The following is a 26,370-nucleotide window of genomic DNA, read 5'->3' on the forward strand; positions in this document are numbered from 1 at the left end:
GCCCTACTTCTTGGCGCCGGTCTCGGAGCCCGCACCGTCCGAGGACAGCGCGGCGATGAAGGCCTCCTGGGGGACCTCCACGCGGCCGACCATCTTCATGCGCTTCTTGCCCTCCTTCTGCTTCTCCAGCAGCTTGCGCTTCCGGGAGATATCGCCGCCGTAGCACTTGGAGAGCACGTCCTTGCGGATGGCGCGAATGTTCTCGCGGGCGATGATGCGCGAGCCGATGGCGGCCTGGATCGGCACCTCGTACTGCTGGCGCGGGATCAGTTCCTTGAGCTTGCCGGTCATCATCACGCCATAGGCGTAGGCGTTGTCCTTGTGGGTGATGGAGCTGAACGCGTCCACGGTCTCGCCCTGGAGCAGGATGTCCACCTTGACCAGGTCGGAGGTCTGCTCGCCGTCGGCCTTCCAGTCCAGCGAGGCATAGCCCTTGGTGCGGGACTTCAGCAGGTCGAAGAAGTCGAAGACGATCTCCGCCAGCGGGATCCAGTAGCGGATCTCCACGCGCTCCTCGGAGAGGTAATCCATGCCCTTCATCTGGCCGCGCTTGCCCTGGCAGAGCTCCATGACGGAACCGATGAACTCGCTGGGGACGATGATCGTGGCCGACGCCATGGGCTCGGCGACCTCGTTGATCTTGCCCTCGGGGAACTCGGACGGGTTCGTCACCGTCACGACCGTCTTGTCCTCCTTGGTGACCTCGTAGACCACGTTCGGGGCGGTGGAGATCAGGTCCAGGTTGAACTCGCGCTCCAGGCGCTCCCGGATGATCTCCAGGTGCAGCAGGCCGAGGAAGCCCACGCGGAACCCGAAGCCGAGGGCCACGGACGTCTCGGGCTCGTACACCAGGGCGGCATCGTTGAGCTTGAGCTTGTCCAGGGCGTCACGCAGCACGGGATAGTCGGAACCGTCGATCGGGTACAGCCCCGAGAAGACCATCGGCTTGGGATCCTCATAGCCGCCGATCTGTTCCTGCGCCGGATTGCCGGCACCCGTCACCGTGTCACCGACCTTGGACTGGCGGACGTCCTTGACGCCGGTGATGAGGTAGCCCACCTCGCCGACGGAGAGCCCCTTGGAGGGCTTGGGCTCCGGGGAGGACACGCCGATCTCGAGGAGTTCGTGCGTGGCCCCCGTGGACATCATCCTGATCTTCTCGCGCGGGGACAGCTTGCCGTCCACCACCCGGACATAGGTGACCACGCCCCGGTAGGTGTCATACACGGAGTCGAAGATCATGGCCCGGGCCGGGGCGTCCGGGTTGCCCGTGGGAGCCGGGATCGCCTCCACCACACGATCGAGCAGTTCCTCGACCCCGACTCCGGTCTTGCCGGAGACCCGCAGGATGTCCTCCGGCTCGCAACCGATGAGCCCGGCGATCTCCGCGGCATACCGGTCCGGGTCGGCGGAGGGCAGGTCGATCTTGTTCAGCACAGGGATGATGGCCAGGTCGTTCTCCATGGCCAGGTAGAGGTTGGCCAGGGTCTGCGCCTCGATGCCCTGGGCCGCGTCCACCAGCAGGATGGCGCCCTCACAGGCCGCGAGGGACCGGGACACCTCGTACGTGAAGTCCACGTGCCCCGGCGTGTCGATCATGTTGAGCGCGAAGTCCGTGCCGTTGAGACTCCAGGGCATGCGCACGGCCTGCGACTTGATGGTGATGCCACGCTCGCGCTCGATGTCCATCCGGTCCAGGTACTGGGCCTTCATGTCCCGCGGCTGGACCACGCCGGTGGACTGCAGCATGCGGTCCGCCAGGGTCGACTTGCCGTGGTCGATGTGCGCGATGATGCAGAAATTCCTGATGACCGCGGGATCGGTGGCGGCGGGCGCGGGGGCGTTGCTCGCCATGGGCGACACGGGCATCTTCCTTCAACTCTGACAACAAGGGAGGGCCATCCCCTGGAACCAGCGGGTGGCTGATCCTCCATTCTTCCACGTTTCCGCGAAGACGGCCGCCCGGCATGACCGTCGGTTGTCACCTTGTGGCCCCGGCGTTGAACTTCAACCTGATGCCGTCCATCGGCCGGCTGGACCAGCGGGTGTTGGAGACCGTGTCCCAGCGGCTCCGGGACCGCAACGGGTGGTCGTGATAGACTAACTAGCTGTGTGTCCGCGCAGGTCGACGGGCACTCCCGGAACGGCTCAACAGGTATCCCCACGCCGCTCAGTCGCCGGATTCGGGATTACCCCTCACCGACCACGTCAGAAGACAACAGAAAGACCTTTCCTTGGCAAACATCAAGTCCCAGAAGAAGCGCATTCTCACCAACGAGAAGGCCCGCCTGCGTAACAACGCGGTGAAGTCCGAACTGCGCACCGCCATCCGCGCCGTGGACAAGGCCGTCGCCGCGGGCGACCAGGCTGCCACCACTTCCGCCGTCGCCCTGGCCAGCAAGAAGCTGGACAAGGCTGCCAGCAAGGGTGTCATCCACAAGAACCAGGCTGCCAACCGCAAGTCCGGTATCGCCAAGCGCGTCAACCGGGTGAACACTGTCGAGGCCTGAGCCTCTCAGATCTGGCCCGGCCCCTGACGGGGTCGAGGCACCGAAGCCCCCGTCCTGATGGACGGGGGCTTCGTGGTTAAGGACTACCGTCGAGCGGTCAGGGCAATCCGGGTGACGGCCCGCTCGACCGCATAGTCGGAGTCCTTGGACAGACCCTTGGCCTCAGCGTCCGCCTGGGCCACCCACTCGATCGCGGCCGCAATGGTGGCGGGGTTCCAGAACCGGACGGTCTCGGCCACGCGCTTGGCCTGCCACGGCGCCATGCCCAGCACGCCGGCGATCTGACCCTGGCCCACGCGAGCATCCACGATCCGGGCGATCTGGCGGGTCTTCATGGCGAGGGCGCCGGTGATGGCCGGCGCGGACACTCCCGTGGCCAGGGCATGGCGCAACAGGGCGGTGGCCTGCCCGGCTCGCCCCTCGATCGCGGCATCGGCCACCCGGAAGGCCGTGGCCTCCACCCGGCCGCCGTAGTAGCGGTCCACGATCTGGCTCGTGACGGTGCCCTCCGTGTCCTCGGCCAGCTGCTGGCAGGCGGCCGCCAGGTCCGTGAGCGAGCCACCGGCGGCATCGAGCAGGGAACGGACCGCTTCCGGATCGATCGAGCGGCGCCGGGACCGGAACTCGCCGTGGACGAAATCGGACTTCTCGGCGTCGGACTTGATCGGTTGGCAGTCCACGAGAACACCGGCGGCTGTGGCGGCATCCAGCAGCTTCTTGCCCCGGTTGCCTCCGGTGTGCCGCAGGATCAGTGTGACGTCCTCCGCCGGACTCTTGACGTAGTCGAGGCAGTCCGTCAGGAACGCCTCGTTCATGTCCTGGAGTCCGTCCACCTGCAGGATCTTGGCTTCACCGAACAGGGAGGGACTGGCGAGGACGGAGAGCTGGCCGCCCTCGTAGTCAGCCGCGTCCAGGCGGTGGACCTCGAGGCCCGGGTCCCGTTCCCGGAGTGCTGTGCGGACCCGGTCGATCACCCGGGCGGCGATGAAATCCTCGGGACCCTTGAGCAGCATCATCGGGGCCGGGCTCACGGTGCGCCAGTCTGCCCCGGAACTCGTGGATCGTCGGCTTCGACTCGGTGCGGGCATGCTTGCCATCCTATCCGTCCTCGCCCGCCTGCCGGGTGCCGGAGACCTCGGGTGCTCGGGCACCGGTGAGGGTGGGCACCAGCTCCCCATCGCGCAAGGACACCACCGTGGTCCCGTGGAGGTCGGTGCGGATCACCGGCCCGTGCCGCTCCAGCTCCCCGATGACCGAGGGGTGCGGGTGGCCATAGCCGTTGTCCCGGCCGACCTGCACCACGGACAACGCCGGGTCCACGGCCCGCACCACGTCCAGGCCCCCGTTGCGGGCACCGTGGTGGGCCACCTTGAGCACGTCCACGGACTCCGGCAGCACGTCCAGGCCCAGCAGCGCCCGGCTGGCCTCCTCCTCCATGTCCCCCGTCAACAGCACGCTGTAGTCACCCTCGGGGGTGTGCACGGTGGCGGTCATCTGCAGCGAGGCATCGTTCTCATTGTCCGCCTCCGGGTCCGCTTCCAGCACGGTCCAGTCCACCCAGTATCCCGACGCCGGCCGGTCACCGGCCCGGCCCGTCTCCCTGGGGACCGGCTGCCGGGCACCGGCGGGGACGCCCGGGCCGGGCGTCGACTCCAGGGTCGAGTACAGGATCTCGATGGGGTCGCAGCAACCGACGATGTCCGCCGCGGCCCCGGCATGGTCCTGGTGCAGATGGGACAGCACCAACAGGTCCACCCGCTCCACCCCGATCCGGTCCAGGCAGGTGGTCGCCGCGGCCGGGTCCGGCCCCGTGTCCACCACCATGGCGGCCCGCTCCCCCGTCCGCAGCATGAGCATGTCCCCCTGGCCGACATCACAGGCGGCCAGGGACCAGTCGGCTGGCAGGGATCCGGAGGGCGGCGCGATGACCAGGCCGAGCTGACTCCCGGCGGCCGCGCAGACCGTGGTCCACGCCGCGGCGAGGGACCAGCGGAGCTGTCCGGCCGGCGTCGGGCGTGGCCTGCCGTGCATGCCGAGGCGCCGGACCCGGGCCGGACGACTGCGCTCCCACCGCATCAGCAGCCACAGGAGGGCGAGGGAGGCGGCCACGTGCATCACCACCAGACCTGCGCCCAGGAACCCCTCCGGCCACGCATGGAGGGCGCCCGGCCAGCCGGAGACCTCGGAGGCGATCCAGCCGATCCCGGCGGCCGGCCAGCCCACCACCCAGAAGACCGCGGCCGCGAGTCCGGGCCACGGCACCGCCAGGACGGCGGCGAAGGTGCCGGGCACGGTGACGAACGGGACGAGGGGCGCCGCCAGCAGGTTGGCCGGCACCGAGTAGGCACTGAACTCGCCGGTCATCCCGACGAGGATGGGCTGGCAGGCAACCTGCGCGGTGACGGTCACGGCGAGGGCGGCGCCCAGGATCCCAGCCACGGGACCCGGCAGCGCGCGGCGCAAGACGGCGGTGAGCCACCGCTCCACGGGCCGGGCCGCCAACACGATGCCGGCCGTGGCCGCCAGGGAGAGCTGGAAGGCCGGCTCCCCGGCGAGTCCCGGTTGCCAGCACAGCAGCACGCAGGCCGCCAGGCACAACAGGGGCAAGGCCTGGCGGCCCCGGCCGAAGAACACGGCCCACGCCCCGAGGGCGCCCATCACAGCGGCCCGGATCACCGAGGGCTCGGGGCCCACGACGATCACGAAGACGACCAGCACCCCGAGGACCGCACCGAGCACGACCGGGCGGCGCATCCGCACCGACCTCAGCGCCATGGTGACGGCGCCGGCGATGAGCGTGCAATTTGCCCCGCTGACAGCACTCAAGTGACTGAGTCCGGACGTCTTCATGGACTCGTCCAGCGCCGGGTCCTGCGCGGACCGGTCGCCCAGGATCAGCCCGGGCAGCAACTGGGGCGCCGTGCCGACAGTCCCGGCAGCGGCCTGATGCACGGCCGCGCGGACGACATCCCGCCCCGTGGGGGCACCGTCCTGGCCTGGCACCCCGGTGTCACCGGAGCAGGATCCGGTCTGCGGCGCGGTGGAGGCGCGGGCGAACACCGTGGCTCCCTCGGCCTCCGGCGACGCGGTGAAACAGACCGCCGCGCCAGACTGCAACCCCTCCCAGTGACTGCCACCCGACACCACCACCTCCGCACCTCCCGGAATCTCACGGGACGGGTGTCCGAACGCCTCCACGGTCACCGTGAGGTGCCAGCTGTCGCCGAACGTCCCGGTACGCAGGACGGCCGGCCCGGCGGCTTCGCCCGACAGCCGCAACGGTCGTTCAGCGGCCACCGCATCCTCCCAGCCCGAGTCCCTGACCGGCGCACGATCGCCCACAGCCTGGACGGCGGCGACGGCCGCGATCCACAGGGCAATCGCGGCCAGGGCCGTGATGGCGGTGGTTCGGCCGCGGCGACGGCCCACGGTTGGGGCCGGGGCGTCCCCCGGTCTATGGCCTTGACCCGGAAACTGAAACTGGCTCCGACCCTGACCGGCGGATGCCCACATCATCAGGCCGGTGGCGCCGACCGCCATGATCGCCAGCACCCACGGCACCATGAGGGCCGCCTCGTAGGGAATCAGCGGTATCGCCAGACAGACCGAGAGGGTCAGCACCACGGCGGGGACCAACCGGAGGTCGACGGCCGCCGGAACGCTGCCCCGGGCCTGGACCATCACCAGGTGACCAGGCCGTCGAGGCGCTCCATCATGGCCGGTCCGATCCCTGACACGGCATCCAGATCCTCCAGAGAGCCGAACGGCCCCACCTGGTCCCGGTGCTCGACGATGCGTCCGGCCAGGGCCGGTCCGATGCCGGGCAGCTGCTCCAGGGCGGTGACATCCGCCGTGTTCAGGTTGACGGCTCCCGCCGCCTCCGGAGTGCCACCCGAACCACCGTTCGCCCCTCCTTCGGAGAGAGGAACGCCGGCCCCGTCCGCCCCGGCCGCTCCCCCGGACAGACCGTCCGGACCGGGCACGAGGATCTGACTGCCGTCCACGGCGGGGGCGGCCAGGTTCAGCAGTTCCAACGCAGCCTCCCCCGTGGGACCCCGGCGGCCTGCAGGGCATCGTCGACGCGGGCGCCAGCCGGCAGGGCCACGAGGCCGGGGTCCTGGACCTCCCCGGCCACATGGACGGTGACGGTTCCCTCGGTTCCGGCCGGGCCGGCGTCGGCCCCGGCCGACGATGCTCGATCCTCCCTCCCTGGGCCCGGTGGCGCAGTGGCGCCCGGACTGGCAGGGCCTGCCGCCGAACCGGGAGGAGCGGGATCAGCCGAGCTGGGCGGGGCATCCTCCACGGAGGCGGCCACGGGAACACTCGGACCACCCGGACCGGCCGGTGAGGTCAGCCAGCCGACCGCCCACCACGTCCCCGCGACAACGGCCAGGAGCAGCACGGCCGAACGGACGACGCGGGTTCGCCACAGGGGCGCCGGCGGCGGCGGTTCCTCCCAGTCATCCTCGTCCGGATCACTGAGCCCGTGGTTGTGGCGTCCCATGGGTTCCACCCTGGCCGCCGACGGGCGGGATCGGCAGGGGCAGGGTCAGCTGCTGGGGACGGCTCGCGGCTAGTGGGGTCGCTGTGCAGGAGCCACCGGGTTCAGCGTGACGCCCAGGGCGCCCAGGCCCAGGTGGGCAGCCAGCACGGCCGGGAGACGGATGACCGGCACCGGCATGGCAGAGAGGCTCTGCAGACGTCCGGCGAGCTCATGGGCGGCCGGCTCGTTGCCGAATCCGTGGACGGCGATCCGCTCGCCCCGGCCCTCGGACCCGGACACGAACTCCTGCGTCAGCTCCACGAGCCGCTCGGTGGCTCGGGCGGAGGTCCTCGGACGGTCCACGAGGGAGACGATCCCGTTGTCCAGGGTCAGCACCGGCTTGACGTGAAGCAGTGTCCCCAGCAACCCCGCCAGGGTACCGATGCGCCCGCCGCGCCGCAGTTGGTCCAGATTGGGCACGGTGAAGAAGACCCCGGCCTCCTGGGTGGCCTCGTCCACGTCCGCCAGCAGTTGTTCCGGTGCCATACCGAAGCCGGCCGAGATCACCGCGTCCAGCACCACGGTCCCGAGCGCGAACCCGCTGAGGTGGGAGTCCACCACCGTCACGGGGATCAGCGCGTCCCGCCCGGCGAGCCGGGCCGCCTCCACGGTGCCGGACAGCTGCCCCGAGATGTGGATCGAGATGATCTGCTCGAAGCCGGACTCCGCCAGTTCCTGATACACGGCGCTGAAGGAGCCGGGCGAGGGCCGGGAGGTCTTGACGGCGGTGCCCGCTGCCAGCGCCAAGGGCAGCTCACGCATCAGCTCTGCCGTGCCCTCGGCGTGAATCTGCTCGCCCACCATGACGGGCATGGGCACCTGACGCAGTCCCTTGGCCAACGGGTGCGCCAGCAGTTCAGCGGGGATGGAGGCCGAGGAGTCGGTGACGATCGCGGTACGGCCCTTGCGGGAGGGCGGCAGACCAAGGCGGACCCAGCCCGACTGCGTGCTGCGCACCTGCCGGATGTGCGTGAGCATGGCGCTCTGCCACTCGGCCAGATCGGCCATGCCCGCTCCTTCCCGCTAGGTCCCGCCCCGTGGTTCGCCGGCTGTCCTCAGACGACGATGTTGACGAGCTTCGGCTCGCGCACGATCACCTTGCGGATCTCGGCACCGTCCAGGGATCGTTGCACGGCCTCGGAGGCCAACGCCAGCTGTTCGAGGTCGGCGGCAGAGATGTCCACTGGGACCTCGAGGCGGTCGCGGACCTTGCCCTTGACCTGCACGACGGCGGTGGCGGTGTCCTGCACCAGCAGCGCCTCGTCCACGGCAGGCCAGCCCGCACGCGCCACCGATGGCTCGTGGCCGAGCTTGGCCCACATGTCCTCGGCGGTGTACGGCGCGAACAGGCTCAGCAGGATGGCGACGGCCTCCACGGCCTCGCGGACAGCCGGGTCGCCGGCCCCCAGGCCGGCTGCTCCGGCCGTCCCGTCGATCGCCTTGCGAACGCCGTTGACGAGCTCCATGGTACGGGCCACGACCACGTTGAACTTGTGGTCGTCCAGCAGCCGGGCCGCGTCCGCCACCGTGCGGTGGGTGAGCTGGCGCAGGGACCTCTCGCCGCCGTCGGGATCCGTGCCCGGAGCGGCACCGGACGACTCCACGTCCTGGGCCAGTCGCCACGCGCGCGCCAGGAACTTGGCCGAGCCACCGGGTGAGACGTCCGCCCAGTCCACATCGTCCTCCGGCGGGGAGGCGAAGATCATGGTCAGGCGGACGGCGTCCACACCGAAGGTGTCCAGCTGCTCGCCCAGGTCCACGCCATTGCCGAGGGACTTGGACATCGCCTTGCCTCCGTTGAGCACCTGGCCCTGGTTGAGCAGCGCCTTGAAGGGCTCCGTGAAGGAGATCAGGTCCATGTCATACAGCGCCTTGGTGAAGAAGCGCGAGTACAGCAGGTGGAGGATGGCGTGCTCCACGCCGCCCACGTACTGCTCGACGGGCAGCCACCGGTCCACGGCGGCACGGTCGAACACCTGGTCGTCGTCGTTCGGGGACGCGAAGCGCATGTAGTACCAGGACGAGTCCACGAAGGTGTCCATGGTGTCGGTATCCCGCCGGGAGGCCCCGCCGCAGCGGGGGCAGGTGGTGTTGACCCAGGACTCGATGCCGGCCAGCGGGGACTTGCCCTTCGGGGCGAGCTGCTCGCCGGCCACATCCTGGGGCAGCAGGATCGGCAGCTGATCCTCGGGGACGGGGACCTCGCCGCAGTCCGGGCAGTGCACGATCGGGATGGGCGCCCCCCAGAACCGCTGACGGGACAGCAGCCAGTCCCGCAGCCGGTAGTTGACGGTGCCTCGGCCGGTGCCGCGCTCGTCCAGGATCTCGATCGCCCGCGAGATGGCCTCGGCCTTGGCCAGGCCGTCCAGCTCGCCGGAGTTGACCAGCGTGCCGTCCCCGGTGGTGGCCGTCCCGGTCACCGCCGGATCCTCCTCACCGGTGTCCAGGACGCGGCGGACGTCCAGGCCCATGGTGCGGGCGAAGTCGAGGTCACGCTGATCGTGCGCCGGGACGGCCATGATGGCGCCGGTGCCGTAGTCGGCCAGCACATAGTCCGAGGCCCACATCGGCAGCCTCTCCCCGGTGAGCGGGTTGATGGCATGACGGCCCAGGAAGACGCCGGTCTTGGAGCGGTCGGTGGCCTGGCGTTCGATCTCCGAGACATTCTTGAGCCCCTCGCGGTACGTCTCGAGTGCCTCCCGGTGCTCGGCATCCACGAGCTCCAGGGCGAGATCCGCGTCCGCGGCGACCACCATGAAGGTGGCGCCGAACAGGGTGTCCGGACGGGTGGTGAAGACGGTGATGTCCTGGCCCGGCTGGCCATTCTGGCCCGCGGTGGCGGCCGTGGGCTCCACTCGGAAGTCCACATGGGCCCCCTCGGAGCGGCCGATCCAATTCCGCTGCATGGCGAGCACGCGTTCAGGCCAGTGGCCCTCGAGCTGCTGCATGTCCTCCAGCAGGCGATCCGCGTACTCGGTGATGCGGAAGTACCACTGGTTCAGGGACTTCTTCGTGACCGGAGTGCCACAGCGTTCGCAGGAGCCGTTGACGACCTGCTCGTTGGCCAACACCGTCTGGTCCTTGGGGCACCAGTTGACCGGCGAGTCCTTGCGGTAGGCCAGGCCCTTGGCGTGGAACTGCTGGAACAGCCACTGGGTCCACCGGTAGTACTCGGGGTCCGAGGTGTGCAGTTCGCGGGACCAGTCCGCCGAGATCCCATACCGCTGGAAGGAGGACTTCTGCGTGTCGATGTTCTTGTAGGTCCACTCCGCCGGGTGCGCGTTGCGCTTGATAGCGGCGTTCTCGGCCGGCAGCCCGAAGGAGTCCCAGCCGATGGGGTGCAGGACGTCATAGCCCTGCTGCATCCAGTACCGGGCCACCACGTCTCCCATGGCAAAAGCCTCGGCATGGCCCATGTGCAGGTCTCCCGAGGGGTACGGGAACATGTCCAGCACGTAGCGGCGCTCGGCGGAGCCGTCATCCAACGGCGCGAAGGTGCGGTGCTGCTCCCAGTAACCGCCCCAGCGCTCCTCGAGCGCCGCGAACGAGTACTCCTCGGTCTCGTCCTGCTGGGGAGTACCTTGCGCTGGCTGGCTCACGGAGGTCCTGTCCTTAAGTGTGGTGGTCGGAGAACGACGCCGGCCCGGTTCCCCGGGCGGTCGACGCGCCCAGCCATCCTACTCCGGCGGGCCGCCCCCTTCTGAATCCGGAGCCGCTGCCTGACCGGCGCCGTTCAGCCCTGGTCGGCCCATCCGAGGGACCGCTGGACGGCCTTGTCCCACTGGCCCAGGAGGCGATCCCGTTCCCCCGAGGACAGGGCCGGCTCCCATCGCCGGTCCTCCCGCCACAGCCCGGCCACCTCGTCGAGGTCCCGCCAGAGTCCGGAGGCCAGGCCGGCCGCATGTGCGGCCCCGACCGCAGTGGTCTCGACGAGTTCCGGACGCACCACGGGCAGGCCGAGGATGTCCGCCTGGAACTGCATGAGGTGGTCATTGACGGTCATGCCGCCGTCCACCCTCAGTTCCTCGGGCCGGTGGCCGGCGTCCGCCACCACGGCCTCGAGGACGTCCCGCGACTGATAGGCGGTGGCCTCCAGGGCCGCCCGGGCCAGGTGGCCGGCGGTCGCGAATCCGGTGAGCCCGGCGATGAGCCCGCGGGCGTCCGGACGCCAGTACGGCGCGTACAGCCCGGAGAAGGCCGGCACGAAGAACACCCCGCCGTTGTCCTGGACCGAGGCGGCGAGGGTCTCCACCTCGGCCGAGCTCCGGATGATCCCGAGGTTGTCCCGCAACCACTGGACCAGCGAGCCGGCGACCGCCACCGAGCCTTCCAGGGCGTAGTAGGCGGGCCCATCCTCCAATTGGTAGGCGACCGTGGTGACGAGGCCGTGGTCCGAGATCTCCGGCGTCGTGCCGATGTTCTGGAGGAGGAAGCAGCCGGTGCCGTAGGTGTTCTTCACGTCTCCCCGGTTGAAGGCCGACTGGCCGAAGGTCGCGGCCTGCTGGTCGCCGAGGATGCCGCACACCGAGAGGCCGCTGAGGGGTTCGGCGCCGATGATGGTCCCGAACTCCCCCACGGAGGGGTGGATCCGCGGCAGCATGCCCGCTGCCAGCTCGGGATCGATCCCGAACAGTCCGGTGAGGTCGTCGTCCCAGTCCAGGGTCTCCAGATCCATCAGCAGGGTCCGTGAGGCGTTGGTGACGTCCGTGGCATGGACGCCGCCGTCAGGACCGCCCGTGAGGTTCCACAGCAGCCAGCTGTCCATGGTGCCGGCCCGCAGGCGGCCGCTCCGTGCCAGTTCTCCGGCCTCGGGCACGTTCTCCAGGATCCAGCTGATCTTGCCGGCCGAGAAGTAGGAGGCCAGGGGCAGCCCGGTCCGGGCGCGCACGGCGTCCTCGTGCCCGTCCGCCTTGAGCCGGTCCATGAGCGCATCCGCCCGGGTGTCCTGCCAGACGAGCGCCTGGTGGACCGGACGCCCCGTGACCGCGTCCCACAGGACCGTCGTCTCGCGCTGGTTCGTGATCCCGACGGCGGCCACATCCGAGGTGCGCAGGCGTGCGCGGGTGAGGGCGAGACCGGTGAGTTCGCGGGTGTTCTCCCAGATCTCGACCGGGTCGTGCTCGACCCATCCGGGGTGCGGAAAGTACTGGCGGTGTTCTCGCTGGGCGCTGGCCAGGACGGAGCCGTCCTCGGCCATGACCACCACCCTCGTCGAGGTGGTTCCCTGGTCGATGCTGATGACGGCACGGCGCGAGGCCTTGGCCGTGGAGACGTCGCTGCTGGCTGGCTGCATGTCGGAAGCCTATCCACCCCCGCTCGTCCGATCCGGGCGCAACGGCGGAGCAGCCAGAGGTCCCCGGCGAAAAGCTGGTTAACCTGAGGGGGTGAGCACTCCCCCACGCCCGGTCACCGCACGCCCCCTGCCCATCCGTCTCCGCGATCGCGTGGTGGTCCCACCGGCCCCCCGGGACACCTCGGTCATCACGGGGTTCTCCGCGCGGACCCCGGAGCGGATCATGGTCGAGGTCCCGGACCCGGTGTCCGGCCGGCCCACGCCATTGGCGGTGTGGCACTACGCGGAGGAGTCTCCGGCCGGCGGGGATCGGACGCCGATCGTGGCCATCCACGGGTTCAGGGGGGACCACCACGGCTTGGCCCTGCTGGCGGACTGCCTGCCCGGCATGGAGATCTTCCTGCCCGAACTGCCCGGCTTCGGGCATTCGCCGGCCTTCCCGGATGCCCCGCACACCGTCGCCCACTATGTGACGGCCCTCGGCAGCGCCGTGGAGGCACTCAAGCTGGTACCGGGAACCTCCGCCGGCCGGCGCGCGGCCGCCCCGTCCGCCGGCCTGCCCCGGCCGACGCTGCTGGGACACTCCTTCGGTTCCGTGATCGCCGCCCAGCTGGCGGCCGCCGACCCGGACCGCTGGGAGGGCCTGGTGCTGCTCAACCCCATCTGTGAACCCGCCCTGACGGCGGATGATTCCACCTCCAAGGTCCTGATGTCCCGCATCGCGGAGGGCTATTACGAGGTCTCGGCGGCCCTGCCCGAACGGCTCGGGAGCGCCCTGCTGTCCTCGCCGATCGTCGTCTGGATCACCGGGACCGTCATGGCCAAGACCGCGGACCGCCACACCTTGGCCTACCTCCACGACCAGCACCAGAACTACTTCTCCGCCTATGACCACCGCCAGGTGCTCGTCGAGGCCTACCGGGCCTCCACCACGGGTTCGGTCCTGGACGTGGCCGAGCAGTTGCGGCTCCCGGTGCTGCTCGTGGCTGGCGCTGACGACGAACTGGGCTCCATCCGCGGACAGAAGAAGCTCGCCCGCCGCGTCGGCAGGGCCTCGCCCCGCGCCCAGCTGGAGATCCTCGACGGCGTAGGTCACCTCATCCACTACGAGCGCGCGCCCGAAGCGGCCGCGCTGATCTCGGCGTTCCGGGCGGAGCTCGGCCGGGCCTGACCGCGGTACCGCGTCACCGCGGCTCTGCCTCCGGCCGGTCACCGTCCGGAACGGTACGTCAGCTTCCGGAGCAGGACCTCGGCAGGCCCACGCCGGCCCGAGCGCTCCAAGGCATAGGCGCCTGCGACGGTCAGTGACCAGGTGGCCAGGGCCACTACTGCTGCGGACCAGCTGGACAGATGCGCTCCCAGACCGAACCCCCAGGCGGCCAACAGTGGGATGAAGAGCACCGACTGCGCGAGGTAGCCACTCAGGGAGCGGCGCCCCAGCGCGACGACGGCCTGCACCGGGACGAGACGGTCAAGGCCTCGCTGCGTGAGTGCATGGGCGACGAGGCCGAACAACGCGACATAGCCGATCCCCTGGCCGATGCCCGTCAGGAAATGCAGGGGCGAGAACACGCTGCCCCCGGCGGCGGTGACGATGCCGCTGTGCTCAAGGGCCAGCCCCACGCCGCCGAGAACACCACAGGCGATGCCGATGATCGCGAGACGACGCAGCAGCGGCAGGTGGCGCTCCGGTTCCTCCAGGACCCGATGCCGGGCGGCCAGCAGTCCTGCGAGGAACGCGGTCGGCAGCGCCAGGGTCAGGAGGCCCGAGGCCAGACCGACCACCCACATCCCGGTGCGATACAGCGCCGAGAGCACATAATCGGGCTCGGCCATGCTCAGCCGCTGCAGATCGGCCGGAACCACCCCGGCCGCAGTCGTGGGCGCCAGGACCGCGCCGAGGGTGGAGAGGAGCGCCCCGAGGGCGGAGACGGACAGCAACACGACGATCCAGACGCGCAGCGTGCGGTCACTGCGCGTCAGGAACAGCGGCACGAGGATCAGGCCGAGCAGGCCGTAGGTGCCCAGGATGTCCCCCTGCCACAGCAACACCGCATGCAGCGCCCCGAACACGATCATCCACCGGTGTCGGCGGCCCAGCAGGCGGCGCACCTCCGGCTCACCGACCCCGCGGGCATGCTGTCTCGAGTACATCTGTCCGATCCCGTAGGCGAACAGGAACGCGAACATCGTGTGGGTGCGTGCATCGACGGCGATGATCGTCATCACCTGGGCCCAGCGATCGACAGCGCTTCCCACGATGGGATGCATGCCCGAGACGCCCGCCGGCAGGTGGTACAGGAACCACGGAACGTGGGCGAGGGCGATGAACAGCAGCATCAGGCCCCGGGCGAGATCCGGGGCCAGTGCGCGGGCACTGAGCGGGGTGGTGGTGGCTCGTTCTGGTTGGGGCGTGGTGTGGACGCTCACGGCGCCTGAGGGGTCATTCATTGCAGTCCTCCACGTTCTGGAGCGGTGGGAGCCTTGCTGAACACCGCCGTCCCGTACACTGTGCTAGCTCCAGGACACAATGTAGCACAGTGTACCGGTACGCCGTACTAGTGCTGGTGGGCCCTGGCGGACCCACCGGGGAAAGGACCTCATGAACGACACCCGCGATCGCATCGTGGCAGCAGCAACGGCCATCGTGGTCGAAGGCTTGGAGACCCGTCCCAGCGTGCGCGCCGTGGCTGCTCGGGCCGGCGTGGGCGCGAGCACCCTACGCCACCACTTCCCCACGCAGCGTGAACTCCTCGAAACGGTGTGGGAGAAGATGTTCTCGGATCAGTATCCGGACGAGCGCATCCACGACACCTCCGTCCCAGCACGGGAACGGCTCCTGGAATGCCTGATGAACCTGCTGACACCCATCGGCGAGGGAGGCCAGGCCCGCGAGTTCTGGGTTCAATTGCTCCGCAGTTTCGAGGGGATCGTCTCGAACACCCGGACCAAATCCGCCTTGGCAGACTTCAGCCGCGGCGCGGACGCCCGAGTCGAGTCCTGGCTGGACGTGCTCAGCGCAGAGGGAGCAGTGGCCCCCGGTGACCGGTCACGCCAGGTTCTGTTCCTGCTCACCGTCATCGACGGCGTCGCCATCGGGCGGGCCATGCCCGCGTCCGGCGACCTGGACCGCGCCAGGGAACGGGGTGTGCTGGAGGACGCCATCGATGCGGTGCTGACGCCGTAGAGTCAAGGACCTGACGGACCCCGAGGCTGGCCCCCTACGGCAGGTCGAAGGGATCGATCCGCAGTCGGACGGGTTCGGTCAGACGACGTGCGCTCGAGGCGGAGCGGGCTGCCCGCAGCGCCTCGACGACGCTCCGAGCCGCGCCGTAGGGGAAGAACAACAGCGCCCGGTGTCGCAGCGGCTCAGCGCTGCCTGCCGGCCCGGAACCACCGCCGGTACCGCCCCTCCCCTCACCGCTGGCCCAGTCCTCCACCGGCACCGGTCCGATCCACGGCAGCTCCTTGGAAGCGCCCGGCAGTTCCACGAGGTCCATGAACGCCGTCACCGCGTTCGCCGGCCCCGAGACCTCGGCCATGCGGACGGCGGGCGGCAGGTGCAGCTCCCGCCGCTCAGCCAGCTGGCGGGACGCGTACCCGGCGGGGTCCATGCGCACGAGAGCCCCCACCACGTCCTCCTGGGACGCCGTGACCACCACCACTCCCCCGTCCTGGCGTGAGCGCACCAGGGCCGCCGCCGCGAACCAGCGGGACAGGACCTGCCCCGGAGTGCGCAGCCCCTCACGCTGCAGCTGCGAGTCTCCGTCCAGCAGCAGTGCCGTGGCGTAGCCCCCCGGCACCACGGGCTCAGCGCCGATCGTGGCGACCACGAGGGCCGGAGCGTCGTCCACGGTGGCGAGGATGTGGTCCCCGGAGGAGGAGAGCACCGGGAGGTTCGGGAACGCGCGTCCGAGCTCCTCGGCGGTCCGGTCCACGCCGCGGGAGCCGGCCCGCAGCCGCGAGGAGTCGCATTCGGGGCACTCGAAGTGCCGCTCGCGCCGTCCACACCACCGGCAGGCGGCCTCATTGCGGGCCGAGGAGGTGCGGTCCGGGAACCCCAGCGGGCCGGTGCAATGGCGGCAGCGGGCCGGAGTCCCGCAATCCCGGCAGATCAGCGCGGGGATGAAGCCGCTCCGGCCCACCTGCACCAGCACCGGCCCGGGTGCGCCGTGCTTGCCCTCCAGCCCTTCTCGCGCGGCTTTCCACGCTGCCTGCGGCAGCCGGGCGCGAGCCAACAGCGGATCACGCTCGGTCTCCCAGGAGTCCGCCGTGGACACCACGCGCGGGGTCACCGCGTGGATCGTCTCGCGGCCCACCCCCAGTTCCCCGAGCCACCCGGACTCCACCATCCGCTGCACCTCGGGGGTGCGCGAGGTCGAGGCCAGCAGGAGCCCGGCGCCGGCCAGCTCGGACCGCACCAGGGCGACGTCCCGCACGTGCTGATACGGAGACCGCTGTTCGGCGTGCAGGGAGTCGTCGTCGTTCCAGACGGCAACCAGGCCGGGATGCTCCACGGGTGCCCAGATGGCTGAGCGGGTGCCCACCGCGATCCGGCGCAGGCCTCGGCGCAGCTGCAGGAACGCACGGTACCGGGGTGTGGGGCCGTCGTCGGCGGTCAGGCGGGCATAACCCTCCGGGCCCACCCGCCGGTCCAGGGCACGGCACAGCCGTTCGAGGTCGCGCTGATCGGGCACCACCACCACGGCGGCCCGGCCGGCCTCCGCGGTCCGGGCGGCAGCATCCGCCAGGAGGGAGGCGGTGTCCCACGCGCCGTGGGCGCTCGGCACGGTGAGGGCTGCGCGGGGGCCGTCCCCGGCCCGGATCTGCTGGAAGAAGGCCTCGGCGCCCGTCAGCGGGGACCAGTCGAAGCCCTCGGCCGCAGTTGCGCCGGAGAAGCTACGGGCAGCCGGCGTACCCGTGGCCTCCGGCGCCTCCGCCTCGGCGTTCAGGGCCTTCTCGACCTTCGCCACGCGCGGCGGCACGGCCACCCGCAGCACATCGGCCACGTTTCCCGCGTAGCGCGCCGCCACGGCGCGGGCGAGGTCCAGGATCTCCGGGGTCAGCACCGGCTCCGGGGAGACCACCGAGCGCAACGGCAACAGTTTCGCGCCGGTGGAGGGTTCTGAACCGCGAGAGGTCAACCAGCCGAGGACGTCCTGGTGGCCGAAGCGCACGCGGACGCGCACGCCGGGACGGGCGTCGTCATCGAGGGAGCGGGGCACCAGGTAGTCGAATTCACGGTCCAGGTGCGGCACGCCAGAGTCCAGCAGCACACGGGCCACGGGATCTTCCGGCCAGCCGCCGGCCACCTCCGGCAGTCCCGTGACCGGTGGGGGCACGGGCAAATCGAAGAGGGGTTCGCCGGTCACCAACCGACGGCGGCGCGCACGGCGTCGACGCGGTCCAGCCGCTCCCACGTGAAGTCGGGGTCCTCACGGCCGAAGTGACCGTTGGCGGCCGTCTTGCGGTAGATCGGGCGGAGCAGGTTGAGGTCCCGGATGATGGCCAGCGGGCGCAGGTCGAACACCTCGTTGACGGCCTCGATGATCGTGGCCCGGTCCACTTTCTCGGTCCCGAACGTGTCCACGTACAGGCCGACCGGCCGGGCCTTGCCGATCGCGTAGGCGACCTGGAACTCGGCGCGGTCGGCGAGGCCGGCGGCGACCACGTTCTTGGCGACCCAGCGCATCGCGTAGGCCGCGGAGCGGTCCACCTTGGACGGGTCCTTGCCGGAGAAGGCGCCGCCGCCGTGGCGGGCCATCCCCCCGTAGGTGTCGACGATGATCTTGCGCCCGGTGAGGCCGGCGTCGCCGACGGGTCCGCCGATGACGAACTTGCCACCGGGGTTGACGATGAACGTGGCACCGGAGGTCTCCAGCCCGGACTGGGCCAGCACGGGCCGGATGACGTGCTCCACCACGTCCTGACGCAACTCATCGAGGGTGACCTCGTCCAGGTGCTGGGTGGAGACCACCACGGTCTCCACGGTCTTCGGCAGACCGTCCTCCCCGTAGCCGACGGTGACCTGTGTCTTGCCGTCCGGCAGCAGGTACGGCATGGGCGTCTGCTCCAGGTGCCGCACGGCGGTGAGCCGCTCGGAGAGCCGGTGCGCCAGGTAGATCGGGGCCGGCATGTACACCGGGGTCTCGTTCGAGGCGTAGCCGAACATGATGCCCTGGTCCCCGGCGCCCTGCAGGTCGATGTCGTCCGCGGAGCCCTCCCGGTTCTCCAGCGACTTCAGCACGCCATCCGAGATGTCGGAGGACTGCTGGCCGATCGAGATGTTGACGCCGCAGTTCGCGCCGTCGAAGCCGTTGGACGAGGAGTCATAGCCGATCGCCAGGATGGTGTCCCGGACGATCCGCGGGATCTCCACGTAGGCGGAGGTGTTGACCTCGCCGGCCACCTGCACGAGGCCCGTGGTGGTCAGGGTCTCGACGGCCACCTTGGCGTTCGGGTCCTGGGCGAGGATCGCATCCAGGATGGAGTCCGAGATCTGGTCGCAGATCTTGTCCGGATGACCGCTCGTCACGGACTCGGAGGTGAACAGCCGGAGCTCGCCTCCCCCGATGCCCTGGTAGGACTCGTAGCCGGTGGCACCCGGATTCTCTGCCTTCACTGTCTTCTCTGACTCAGTCACTGATCCATCCTATCCAGCCGGTCGAGCGGGCCCAGCAGGCCCGCCAGTTCGGTCACAATCGCCACGCCCACCTCCGATTTGTCTCCCGCCGCGGCCACCGGCTCCCGCCCGTCGGCGAAGAGCATGGTGACCTCGGTGGTGTCCTGACCGAAGACCTTGTCCCGGCCGACCTGGTTGACCACGAGCATCTCACAGCCCTTGCGGGCGAGCTTGGCGGCGCCGAATTCCAGCACGGATGCGGTGGCGTCACCGGTCTCGGCACCGAATCCGATGATGGCGCCCGGCATCGGCTGTCCGGCGGCTCGGGCCTGCACGGTCTCCGCGAGGATGTCCGGGGTGCGCTCTAGGCGGATGACCGGGTTGGAGCCGTCCTCCGACTTCTTGATCTTGGCGTCCACGTACTCCGCGGGGCGGAAATCGGCGACGGCGGCCGCCATCACCAGCGCATCGGCACCCGGTGCGTGGGCCATGACCGCATCGTGCAGCTCCTGGGTGGATTCGACACGGACCACCTCCGCCGCGGCGGGGGGCTCCACGCTCATGGCCCCTCCAATGAAGGTGACACGGGCGCCGGCGGCCAGGGCGGCCGCGGCCACGGCCACACCCTGCTTGCCGGAGGACCGGTTGCCGAGATAGCGCACCGGATCCAGGGCCTCCCGGGTGCCCCCGGCGGTCACGACGATGGTGCGTCCGGCCAATGCGCCGTTCTGCTGGGCCGTGGGGCGGCTGGTCCGCAGGCCGTCGGCCACGAGGTGCTGCGCCTGGGCCCAGATACGGTCCGGCTCGGGGAATCGCCCGGGGCCGGTGTCCTGTCCGGTGAGCCGCCCGGAATCGGGATCGAGCACGGTGATGCCGCGGGAGCGAAGCAGGTCGACATTGGCGGCGGTGGCCGGGTGGGTCCACATCTCGGTGTGCATGGCCGGGACCATCAGCACCGGGCAGGTGGCGGTCAGCAGGACGTTGCCGAGTAGGTCCGGGGCGAGGCCGGCAGCGGCGCGGGCGAGGGAATCAGCGGTGGCGGGCGCCACCACCACGAGCTCGGCCTCACGGCCCAGCCTCACATGGTTGACCGTCTCGACGGCCTCGAAGGTGTCCGTCCGCACGGGGCGCCCGGAGAGCGCCTCCCAGGTGGCCTGTCCCACGAAATTCAGGGCGGCAGGCGTGGGGACCACGTCCACCTGGTGACCGGCTTCGGTCATGAGCCGCAACAGCAGTGCGGACTTGTAGGCGGCGATACCGCCGGTGACTCCGAGAACGATCCTCATAGGGTCAAACCTAGTCGGCCCGTTCCCGGAGTCGAAAACGAGGTCAGGCCTGCTGCTCATCCTCGTCGGTGGTGTCGGTGTCAGCGATCTCGGTGATCTCGGTCGTCTCTGAACCGGCCTCTTCGCCCACGCCCTCGGCGGAGAACGCGTCGTCGGAGAATGCGGCCTCGGCCGAGCTCTGCAGGTCGAACGTGCCGAAGTCACCCTCGGCTTCGGCGGCGATCTGCTCCTCGGTCATCGGGGTGGCCTCGAGGAGGTCCTCCTCGATCTCCCGCATGGAGATGGACAGCGGCTTCTCGTTGAGCTTGGTGTCCACCAGCGGGCCGACGTACTCGAACAGGCCCTCATGGAGCTGCGAGTAGTACGCGTTGATCTGGCGGGCACGCTTGGCGGCGAAAAGCACCAGGGCGTACTTCGAGTCAACCTTCTCCAGCAGGGTGTCGATGGGCGGGTTGACGATGCCTTCGTACTGTTCGGTCACTAGTTCTCCACGGTTGGTGATTCTGTTGCTGATGCGTTGCCGGCGGGCTGCCGACGACCGCTCACGGTCCTCGCGCTGCGGTCCGGCCGAGCGGCCTAGAGATGGTCGTCAGGGTCCAATCCCATGATGCGGACCAGCTCCTGTGCGGCGCGTTCCACGGTGTCATTGACCACCACGGCATCGAACTCCGGCTCGGCAGCGAGTTCCATTCTAGCCGTTTCCAGCCGTCGGCGCTGTTCCTCCGGAGATTCCGTGCCGCGGCCGACCAGCCGATGCACCAATTCGTCCCAATTCGGTGGCGCGAGGAAGACGAACGTCGCCTCCGGCATGGCCTGCCTGACCTGCCGCGCCCCCTGCAGGTCGATCTCCAACAGGACGTGCTGGCCGTCGTCGAGGGCCCGCTGGACCGTGTCTCGACGGGTGCCATAGCGGTTCACGCCATGGACCACCGCCCATTCCAGCATCTGGTCCTGGGACACCAGCTCATCGAAGTGGTCGGACTCCACAAAGAAGTAGTGCTGCCCCTCGCGTTCGTTGGGCCGGGGCTTCCGCGTGGTGGCTGAGACGGAGAGCCACACCTGGGGATAGTGCTCCCGGATGAACTGGGAGACCGTGCCCTTGCCGACGGCGGTCGGTCCCGCGAGCACCGTGACGCGCGGGCGTTCCGCACCCGCGGCGGGCCGGTGTTCGGGTCGGAGGCTGACCGGCCGGGCGGCGGGGACGTCGGGGGTGGTCAATGAACCTCCTGTGGGGCTGGTGTGGCCCGGAAAAGGGCTACCGGCCAATATAGGCGATCAGTGCCTCCCGCTGCCGGCGGCCGAGGCCGCGAAGGCGCCGATTGGGGGAAATCCCACACGATTCCATGATCTTCGCGGCCCGCACCTCGCCCACTCCCTGCAGGGTCTGCAGCAGGTCCACCGTGCGCATCCGCCCGATGGCGGCGTCCTCGTCCGCCGCTGCGAAGACCGATTCGAGACTGGACTTGCCCGACCGGAAGGACTCCTTCAGGTCCGCACGCGCGGTACGTGCCTGCAGGGCCTTACTCCGGGCCGCTTCCCGTTCTGCGGCAGACAATTCCTTCAGGGCCATGACGTTCCACCTCGGGGACTAGGTTTCAACCATCACGGCAATATCGCCGTGACTTGGACGTAAGGTACCCGATGTACCCCGGTCAGGTCTGCAGCCCGCTATCGGGCAGCTGAAGTTTATCGAACGGTGATGCAGGTCACCCTCCGGGGCGCCGGCAGGCCACCACAGGTCACGATCAGGTCACGGCAGGGCCTCCATGCCGCGCATCGGAGGTGCATCACTACCGGCGCAGATCCTCCAGGGCCTCCCGGATGCCCTCGCGCAGTCCGCCGACGGACGGCCCCCGGCGCAGGATGGCGCGGCTGGAGGTGGCCAGCACGGAAGGCCAGGCCGAGCCGAAGCCGGCACGCATCCCGGCCCCCGAGGCCCCCTGGGCGCCGAATCCCGGAGCCAGCAGCGCGCCACGGACGCCGGCAAGGTCCAGGCCCAGCCGCTCGGCCTGGCCGGCCACGGTGGCGCCGACCACGAGACCGACCGGGCCCAGGGCCGGGCGGACCGCGGTGCCGCCCCCGGCCCCGGTCCCGGTCCCCTCGTTGACGCCGGTCGAGCCGGTGGTGCCGTTCGTGTCGGCGGTGCCGTTCGCGTCGGCGACGTGACCGGAGGCCAGCGCCCGTGCGTTGTCCCGGGCTGCCGAGGCGGTGATGGACCGGGCCACGGATCCCTCCAGACCGCCGGCGTGCTGGACCGAGGCGCCCTCGGGATTCGAGGTCAGGGCCAGGACGAACACTCCCCGCCCGGTGGCCACGGCGAGTTCGAGGGCCGGAGCCAACGAGTCATAGCCGAGATAGGGACTGAGGGTGACGGCGTCGGCGGCCAGCGGTGAATCGTCCGAGAGCCACGCCTCGGCGTAGCCGGCCATCGTGGACCCGATGTCCCCGCGCTTGGCGTCGGCGATCGTCAGCACCTGTTCGTCACGGGCCTCCCGCAGCAGCCGCTCCAGGACCGCGAAGCCAGCCGAACCATGCCGCTCATACAGGGCGACCTGCGGCTTGATGGCGGCGACGGCGGAGGACCCGTCCTCCCCCGCCGCGGCCTCCAGTGCCGTCATCGAGAACCGTTCCAGGCCCACGGGCGTGTCCGGAAGGTCCCAGTCGTGGAGGAGCTGCGGATGCGGGTCGATGCCCAGGCACAACGGGCCGGCCGCGTCCATCGCGGCCGCCAGCCGGGCACCCCACGGTGCCCGGCCGGCGTCTCCGGACCCGGCCGCCGGTGCTGTCATGCCCCGGAACCGGAGCGCGCGACGGCCGCGGCCAACCGCGCGTCGTGCTCCTGCAGGGAGGTGACATCCCACTCGTACTCGCGCAGGGCCTCCATGGCCTGGATGGCGGCGCCGAAGAGGGCGAGCGTGGTGATCGTGGGGATCCCCATCGAGGTGGCCGCCGCGCGGATCTCATAGCCATCACCGCGGGCGTCACCACCGGAGGGCGTGTTGACCACCAGGGCGATCTCACCGGCCTCGATCTGCTCGAGGATGGTGCCGGCGCCGGTGTTCCCCGGCTCCGTGCCGGCGCCGGCGTCGGCGATCTTGTCCACCACGTCCGCGTGGATGCCGTTGCGGCGCAGGACCTCCGCGGTGCCGCCGGTCGAGACGATGGTGAAGCCGAGGTCCACCAGCCGCTTGACGGGCATCACGAGTCCGCGCTTGTCCCGGTTCGCGACGGACACGAAGACCCGTCCGGAGGTCGGCAGCGGGTTGTTCGCTGCCGCCTGGCTCTTGGCGAAGGCGGTGTCGAAGTACTTGTCGATCCCCATGACCTCGCCGGTGGAGCGCATCTCGGGTCCCAGCAGGGAATCGACGACGCGACCCTCGCTGGTGCGGAAGCGGGCGAACGGCAGCACGGCCTCCTTGACGGCCACGGGGGCGTCGAGGGGCAGGGACGAGCCGTCATGACCGGAGGGCAGCCGGCCCTCGGCCTTGAGGTCGGCGATGGATCGTCCGGTGCCGATCAGCGCGGCGGCCTTGGCCAGCTGGACACCGGTGGCCTTGGAGACGAACGGCACGGTCCGCGAGGCGCGCGGGTTGGCTTCGATGACGTAGAGGATGTCCGAGGCCAGGGCGAACTGGATGTTGATCAGTCCGCGCACGCCGACTCCGGCGGCGATGCCGCGGGTGGCCTCGCGCACGCGGGCCAGGGTGTCCGGGCCGAGGTTGATCGGCGGGAGCACGCAGGCGGAGTCGCCGGAGTGGATGCCGGCCTCCTCGATGTGCTCCATGATGCCGCCGATGTACAGGTCGGTGCCGTCGAAGAGGGCGTCCACGTCGATCTCGATCGCGTCCTCGAGGAAGCGGTCCACCAGCACGGGGTGGTCCGCGGTGATCTCCGTGGCGTTGGTGATGTACCGCAGCAGGGATTCCTCGTCATACACGATCTCCATGCCGCGGCCGCCGAGCACGTAAGACGGACGGACCAGGACGGGGTAGCCGATCTCGTCAGCCACACGCTTGGCATCGGCGAAGGAGACGGCGGTGCCGTTCTTCGGGGACACCAGCCCGGCCTCGTCGAGGACGCGGGCGAACTCGCCACGGTGTTCGGCGAGATCGATCGCAGCCGGCGAGGTGCCGAGGATCGGTACGCCGGCGTCCGCCAACTCCTGGGCCAGCTTCAGCGGGGTCTGGCCGCCGAGCTGGACGAACACGCCCAGGACGCCACCGCTGCGCTCCTCGGCCGCGATGATCTCCAGCACGTCCTCCAGGGTGAGCGGCTCGAAGTACAGACGGTCGGAGATGTCGTAGTCCGTGGAGACGGTCTCGGGGTTGCAGTTGACCATCACGGTCTCGTGACCGGCCTCGCGCAGGGCCATGGTGGCGTGCACGCAAGAGTAGTCGAACTCGATGCCCTGGCCGATCCGGTTCGGGCCGGAGCCGAGGATGATCACGGAGGGCTTGGCATGGTCCGTGACCTCGTCCTCCAGGTCATAGCTGGAGTACCGGTACGGGGTGTAGGCCTCGAACTCGGCGGCGCAGGTGTCCACGGTCTTGTACACGGGGCGGATGCCCAAGGCGTGCCGGACGCCGCGCACCACGGCCGGGTCCAGGTGGCGCAGCTGGCCGATCTGGGTGTCCGAGAAGCCGTGGCGCTTGGCGTGCCGCAGAACGGTGGCGTCCAGCTCGGGGGCCGCGGCCACGTCCGTGGCGACCTCGTTGATCAGCACCAGCTGGTCGAGGAACCAGGGATCGATCTTGGTGGCCTCGAAGAGCTGCTCGAGGCTCGCGCCGCCCAGCAGCGCGCGCTGGACCTGGGCGAGGCGGTCCGTCGTCGGGATCCTGGACCGCTCGATCAGGGTGGCCACCTCGTCCGCATCCGGGATGTCGAAGGAGAGTTCGGCGCCCTTCTGCTCCAGGGACCGCAAGGCCTTCTGCAGGGCCTCGGAGAAGTTGCGGCCGATCGCCATGGCCTCGCCCACGGACTTCATGGTGGTGGTCAGGGTGGGGTCTGCCGCCGGGAACTTCTCGAAGGCGAAGCGCGGCACCTTGACGACCACGTAGTCCAGCACCGGCTCGAAGGAGGCCGGGGTCTTCCGCGTGATGTCGTTCGGGATCTCGTCCAGGGTGTAGCCGAGCGCGAGCTTGGTGGCGATCTTGGCGATGGCGAACCCGGTCGCCTTGGAGGCCAGGGCGGAGGACCGGGAGACGCGGGGGTTCATCTCGATCACGATGATGCGCCCGGTGGCCGGGTCCACGGCGAACTGGATGTTGCAGCCGCCGGTGTCCACACCGACCTCACGGATCACGGCGATCGAGATGTCCCGCATCGCCTGGTACTCGCGGTCGGTCAGGGTCATGGCCGGGGCCACCGTGATGGAGTCGCCGGTGTGGACGCCGACCGGGTCGAAGTTCTCGATGGAGCAGACCACCACGACGTTGTCGTTGCGGTCCCGCATCATCTCCAGCTCATACTCCTTCCAGCCGAGGATGGACTCCTCGAGCAAGACCTCGGAGGTGGGGCTGTACTGGATGCCGGCGCCGGCGATGCGGCGCAGGTCCTCCTCGTTGTAGGCCAGGCCGGAGCCCAGGCCGCCCATCGTGAAGGAGGGGCGGACCACCATGGGGTAGCCCAGCTTCTCCGCCGCGGCGAAGGCCTCGTCCATGGTGTGGACGATCTCGGACTTGGCGGACTCGGCGCCGCAGCGCTCCACGACGCCCTTGAACAGCTCGCGGTTCTCGCCGAGCTCGATGGCCTCGATGTTGGCGCCGATCAGCTCGACGCCGTACTTCTCGAGCACCCCGTTCTTGTCCAAGGCGATCGCGGTGTTCAGGGCGGTCTGGCCGCCGAGGGTCGCCAGCACCGCATCCGGACGTTCTGCGGCGATGATCTTCTCGACGACCTCGGGGGTGATCGGCTCCACATACGTGGCGTCGGCCAGCTCGGGGTCGGTCATGATGGTGGCCGGGTTCGAGTTGACCAGCACCACGCGCAGGCCCTCGTCCTTCAGGACCCGGATCGCCTGGGTGCCGGAGTAGTCGAACTCAGCGGCCTGGCCGATGACGATCGGGCCGGAGCCGATGACCAGGACGGACTTCAGATCGGTGCGCTTGGGCATCGGG

21 protein-coding genes are annotated in these 26,370 nt (G+C 70.0%); 4 read left to right on the forward strand and 17 right to left on the reverse strand.

Annotated elements, in window-relative coordinates:
* Positions 1 to 3 precede the first annotated feature (3 nt).
* On the reverse strand, positions 4 to 1,863 hold the full coding sequence (gene lepA / locus IEX49_RS10780; protein WP_188806175.1) for a translation elongation factor 4: 1,860 nt from the start codon (positions 1,861 to 1,863) through the stop codon (positions 4 to 6).
* Between the two features lie 104 nt (positions 1,864 to 1,967).
* Here lepA and IEX49_RS17025 point away from each other — a divergent pair, with 104 nt between their 5' ends.
* Positions 1,968 to 2,096 carry a hypothetical protein gene (locus IEX49_RS17025; protein ID WP_268237715.1) on the forward strand — a complete coding sequence of 43 codons (129 nt, stop codon included), beginning with the start codon at positions 1,968 to 1,970 and terminating at the stop codon, positions 2,094 to 2,096.
* Positions 2,097 to 2,234: 138 nt separating this feature from the next.
* Entirely contained in the window at positions 2,235 to 2,510 is a 276-nt protein-coding gene (gene rpsT / locus IEX49_RS10785; RefSeq protein ID WP_188806176.1) for a 30S ribosomal protein S20, read from the forward strand.
* An 83-nt stretch (positions 2,511 to 2,593) separates the two neighbouring features.
* Here rpsT and holA read toward each other — a convergent pair whose 3' ends face one another.
* The 7 genes from holA to glpK all read right to left on the reverse strand — a co-directional run bounded on the left by holA (position 2,594) and on the right by glpK (position 12,346).
* Entirely contained in the window at positions 2,594 to 3,598 is a 1,005-nt protein-coding gene (gene holA, locus IEX49_RS10790; protein WP_188806177.1) for a DNA polymerase III subunit delta, read from the reverse strand.
* 10 nt (positions 3,599 to 3,608) lie between these two features.
* Positions 3,609 to 6,191: a ComEC/Rec2 family competence protein gene (locus tag IEX49_RS10795; RefSeq protein ID WP_229672605.1), complete on the reverse strand. Its 2,583-nt coding sequence runs from the start codon at positions 6,189 to 6,191 to the stop codon at positions 3,609 to 3,611.
* Positions 6,191 to 6,544, reverse strand: a complete 354-nt coding sequence (locus IEX49_RS16850; protein WP_229672559.1) for a ComEA family DNA-binding protein — start codon at positions 6,542 to 6,544, stop codon at positions 6,191 to 6,193. The genes IEX49_RS10795 and IEX49_RS16850 overlap by 1 nt, the downstream gene beginning before the upstream one ends.
* Positions 6,532 to 7,014 carry an SLBB domain-containing protein gene (locus IEX49_RS16855; protein WP_229672561.1) on the reverse strand — a complete coding sequence of 161 codons (483 nt, stop codon included), beginning with the start codon at positions 7,012 to 7,014 and terminating at the stop codon, positions 6,532 to 6,534. Before IEX49_RS16855 ends, IEX49_RS16850 begins: the two co-directional genes overlap by 13 nt.
* A 69-nt stretch (positions 7,015 to 7,083) precedes the next feature.
* Complete coding sequence (locus IEX49_RS10805) at positions 7,084 to 8,061, reverse strand: DegV family protein (RefSeq protein ID WP_188806179.1); 978 nt, start codon at positions 8,059 to 8,061, stop codon at positions 7,084 to 7,086.
* Positions 8,062 to 8,108: 47 nt separating this feature from the next.
* A complete protein-coding gene (gene leuS, locus IEX49_RS10810; RefSeq protein WP_188806180.1) occupies positions 8,109 to 10,652 on the reverse strand; it encodes a leucine--tRNA ligase in 2,544 nt (847 codons plus the stop codon).
* A 134-nt stretch (positions 10,653 to 10,786) separates the two neighbouring features.
* Positions 10,787 to 12,346, reverse strand: coding sequence for a glycerol kinase GlpK (glpK, locus tag IEX49_RS10815; RefSeq protein ID WP_188806181.1), 1,560 nt, complete (start codon positions 12,344 to 12,346; stop codon positions 10,787 to 10,789).
* A gap of 91 nt (positions 12,347 to 12,437) precedes the next feature.
* On the opposite strand from glpK, the gene IEX49_RS10820 reads away from it, so the two are divergent.
* The gene (locus tag IEX49_RS10820) at positions 12,438 to 13,517 is read left to right on the forward strand and encodes an alpha/beta fold hydrolase (protein WP_229672562.1); all 1,080 of its coding nucleotides are present in this window, start codon (positions 12,438 to 12,440) and stop codon (positions 13,515 to 13,517) included.
* A 38-nt stretch (positions 13,518 to 13,555) separates the two neighbouring features.
* Here the strand turns inward: IEX49_RS10820 and IEX49_RS10825 are convergent, their stop codons facing one another.
* Positions 13,556 to 14,797 (reverse strand): DUF418 domain-containing protein, encoded by a 1,242-nt coding sequence (locus IEX49_RS10825; RefSeq protein WP_188806182.1) that lies wholly within the window; start codon positions 14,795 to 14,797, stop codon positions 13,556 to 13,558.
* A gap of 151 nt (positions 14,798 to 14,948) precedes the next feature.
* Between IEX49_RS10825 and IEX49_RS10830 the strand changes: the two genes are divergently transcribed.
* Positions 14,949 to 15,533, forward strand: a complete 585-nt coding sequence (locus tag IEX49_RS10830; RefSeq protein ID WP_188806183.1) for a TetR family transcriptional regulator — start codon at positions 14,949 to 14,951, stop codon at positions 15,531 to 15,533.
* 34 nt (positions 15,534 to 15,567) lie between these two features.
* Here the strand turns inward: IEX49_RS10830 and IEX49_RS10835 are convergent, their stop codons facing one another.
* From IEX49_RS10835 to carB, 8 genes are all read right to left on the reverse strand, one after another.
* Positions 15,568 to 17,688: a primosomal protein N' family DNA-binding protein gene (locus tag IEX49_RS10835; protein ID WP_229672563.1), complete on the reverse strand. Its 2,121-nt coding sequence runs from the start codon at positions 17,686 to 17,688 to the stop codon at positions 15,568 to 15,570.
* A gap of 26 nt (positions 17,689 to 17,714) precedes the next feature.
* Positions 17,715 to 18,920, reverse strand: coding sequence for a methionine adenosyltransferase (metK, locus tag IEX49_RS10840; protein ID WP_188806352.1), 1,206 nt, complete (start codon positions 18,918 to 18,920; stop codon positions 17,715 to 17,717).
* 65 nt (positions 18,921 to 18,985) lie between these two features.
* Positions 18,986 to 20,254 carry a bifunctional phosphopantothenoylcysteine decarboxylase/phosphopantothenate--cysteine ligase CoaBC gene (gene coaBC, locus IEX49_RS10845; protein ID WP_188806185.1) on the reverse strand — a complete coding sequence of 423 codons (1,269 nt, stop codon included), beginning with the start codon at positions 20,252 to 20,254 and terminating at the stop codon, positions 18,986 to 18,988.
* A 43-nt stretch (positions 20,255 to 20,297) separates the two neighbouring features.
* Entirely contained in the window at positions 20,298 to 20,735 is a 438-nt protein-coding gene (rpoZ, locus tag IEX49_RS17060) for a DNA-directed RNA polymerase subunit omega (RefSeq protein WP_308421933.1), read from the reverse strand.
* A 95-nt stretch (positions 20,736 to 20,830) separates the two neighbouring features.
* Complete coding sequence (gene gmk, locus IEX49_RS10855; RefSeq protein ID WP_188806186.1) at positions 20,831 to 21,472, reverse strand: guanylate kinase; 642 nt, start codon at positions 21,470 to 21,472, stop codon at positions 20,831 to 20,833.
* Positions 21,473 to 21,509: 37 nt separating this feature from the next.
* On the reverse strand, positions 21,510 to 21,824 hold the full coding sequence (gene mihF / locus IEX49_RS10860) for an integration host factor, actinobacterial type (RefSeq protein WP_115931342.1): 315 nt from the start codon (positions 21,822 to 21,824) through the stop codon (positions 21,510 to 21,512).
* Positions 21,825 to 22,044: 220 nt separating this feature from the next.
* Positions 22,045 to 23,043: an orotidine-5'-phosphate decarboxylase gene (gene pyrF, locus IEX49_RS10865; protein ID WP_188806187.1), complete on the reverse strand. Its 999-nt coding sequence runs from the start codon at positions 23,041 to 23,043 to the stop codon at positions 22,045 to 22,047.
* Positions 23,040 to 26,366 (reverse strand): carbamoyl-phosphate synthase large subunit, encoded by a 3,327-nt coding sequence (carB, locus tag IEX49_RS10870; RefSeq protein ID WP_188806188.1) that lies wholly within the window; start codon positions 26,364 to 26,366, stop codon positions 23,040 to 23,042. Before carB ends, pyrF begins: the two co-directional genes overlap by 4 nt.
* Positions 26,367 to 26,370: the final 4 nt, after the last annotated feature.

Origin of the sequence: Citricoccus zhacaiensis (assembly GCF_014645315.1) — a bacterium.
GTDB lineage: Bacteria > Actinomycetota > Actinomycetes > Actinomycetales > Micrococcaceae > Citricoccus > Citricoccus zhacaiensis.

Excerpts from the sequence above, each read along its gene's own strand:
- IEX49_RS17025 (WP_268237715.1), top strand. The coding sequence starts at position 1,968 with ATGACCGTCGGTTGTCACCTTGTGGCCCCGGCGTTGAACTTCAACCTG.
- holA (WP_188806177.1), bottom strand. The coding sequence starts at position 3,598 with ATGCCCGCACCGAGTCGAAGCCGACGATCCACGAGTTCCGGGGCAGAC.
- IEX49_RS10795 (WP_229672605.1), bottom strand. The coding sequence starts at position 6,191 with ATGGTCCAGGCCCGGGGCAGCGTTCCGGCGGCCGTCGACCTCCGGTTG.
- IEX49_RS16855 (WP_229672561.1), bottom strand. The coding sequence starts at position 7,014 with ATGGGACGCCACAACCACGGGCTCAGTGATCCGGACGAGGATGACTGG.
- IEX49_RS10805 (WP_188806179.1), bottom strand. The coding sequence starts at position 8,061 with ATGGCCGATCTGGCCGAGTGGCAGAGCGCCATGCTCACGCACATCCGG.
- glpK (WP_188806181.1), bottom strand. The coding sequence starts at position 12,346 with ATGCAGCCAGCCAGCAGCGACGTCTCCACGGCCAAGGCCTCGCGCCGT.
- IEX49_RS10825 (WP_188806182.1), bottom strand. The coding sequence starts at position 14,797 with ATGAATGACCCCTCAGGCGCCGTGAGCGTCCACACCACGCCCCAACCA.
- IEX49_RS10830 (WP_188806183.1), top strand. The coding sequence starts at position 14,949 with ATGAACGACACCCGCGATCGCATCGTGGCAGCAGCAACGGCCATCGTG.
- coaBC (WP_188806185.1), bottom strand. The coding sequence starts at position 20,254 with ATGAGGATCGTTCTCGGAGTCACCGGCGGTATCGCCGCCTACAAGTCC.
- mihF (WP_115931342.1), bottom strand. The coding sequence starts at position 21,824 with ATGGCCCTGAAGGAATTGTCTGCCGCAGAACGGGAAGCGGCCCGGAGT.
- pyrF (WP_188806187.1), bottom strand. The coding sequence starts at position 23,043 with ATGACAGCACCGGCGGCCGGGTCCGGAGACGCCGGCCGGGCACCGTGG.
- carB (WP_188806188.1), bottom strand. The coding sequence starts at position 26,366 with ATGCCCAAGCGCACCGATCTGAAGTCCGTCCTGGTCATCGGCTCCGGC.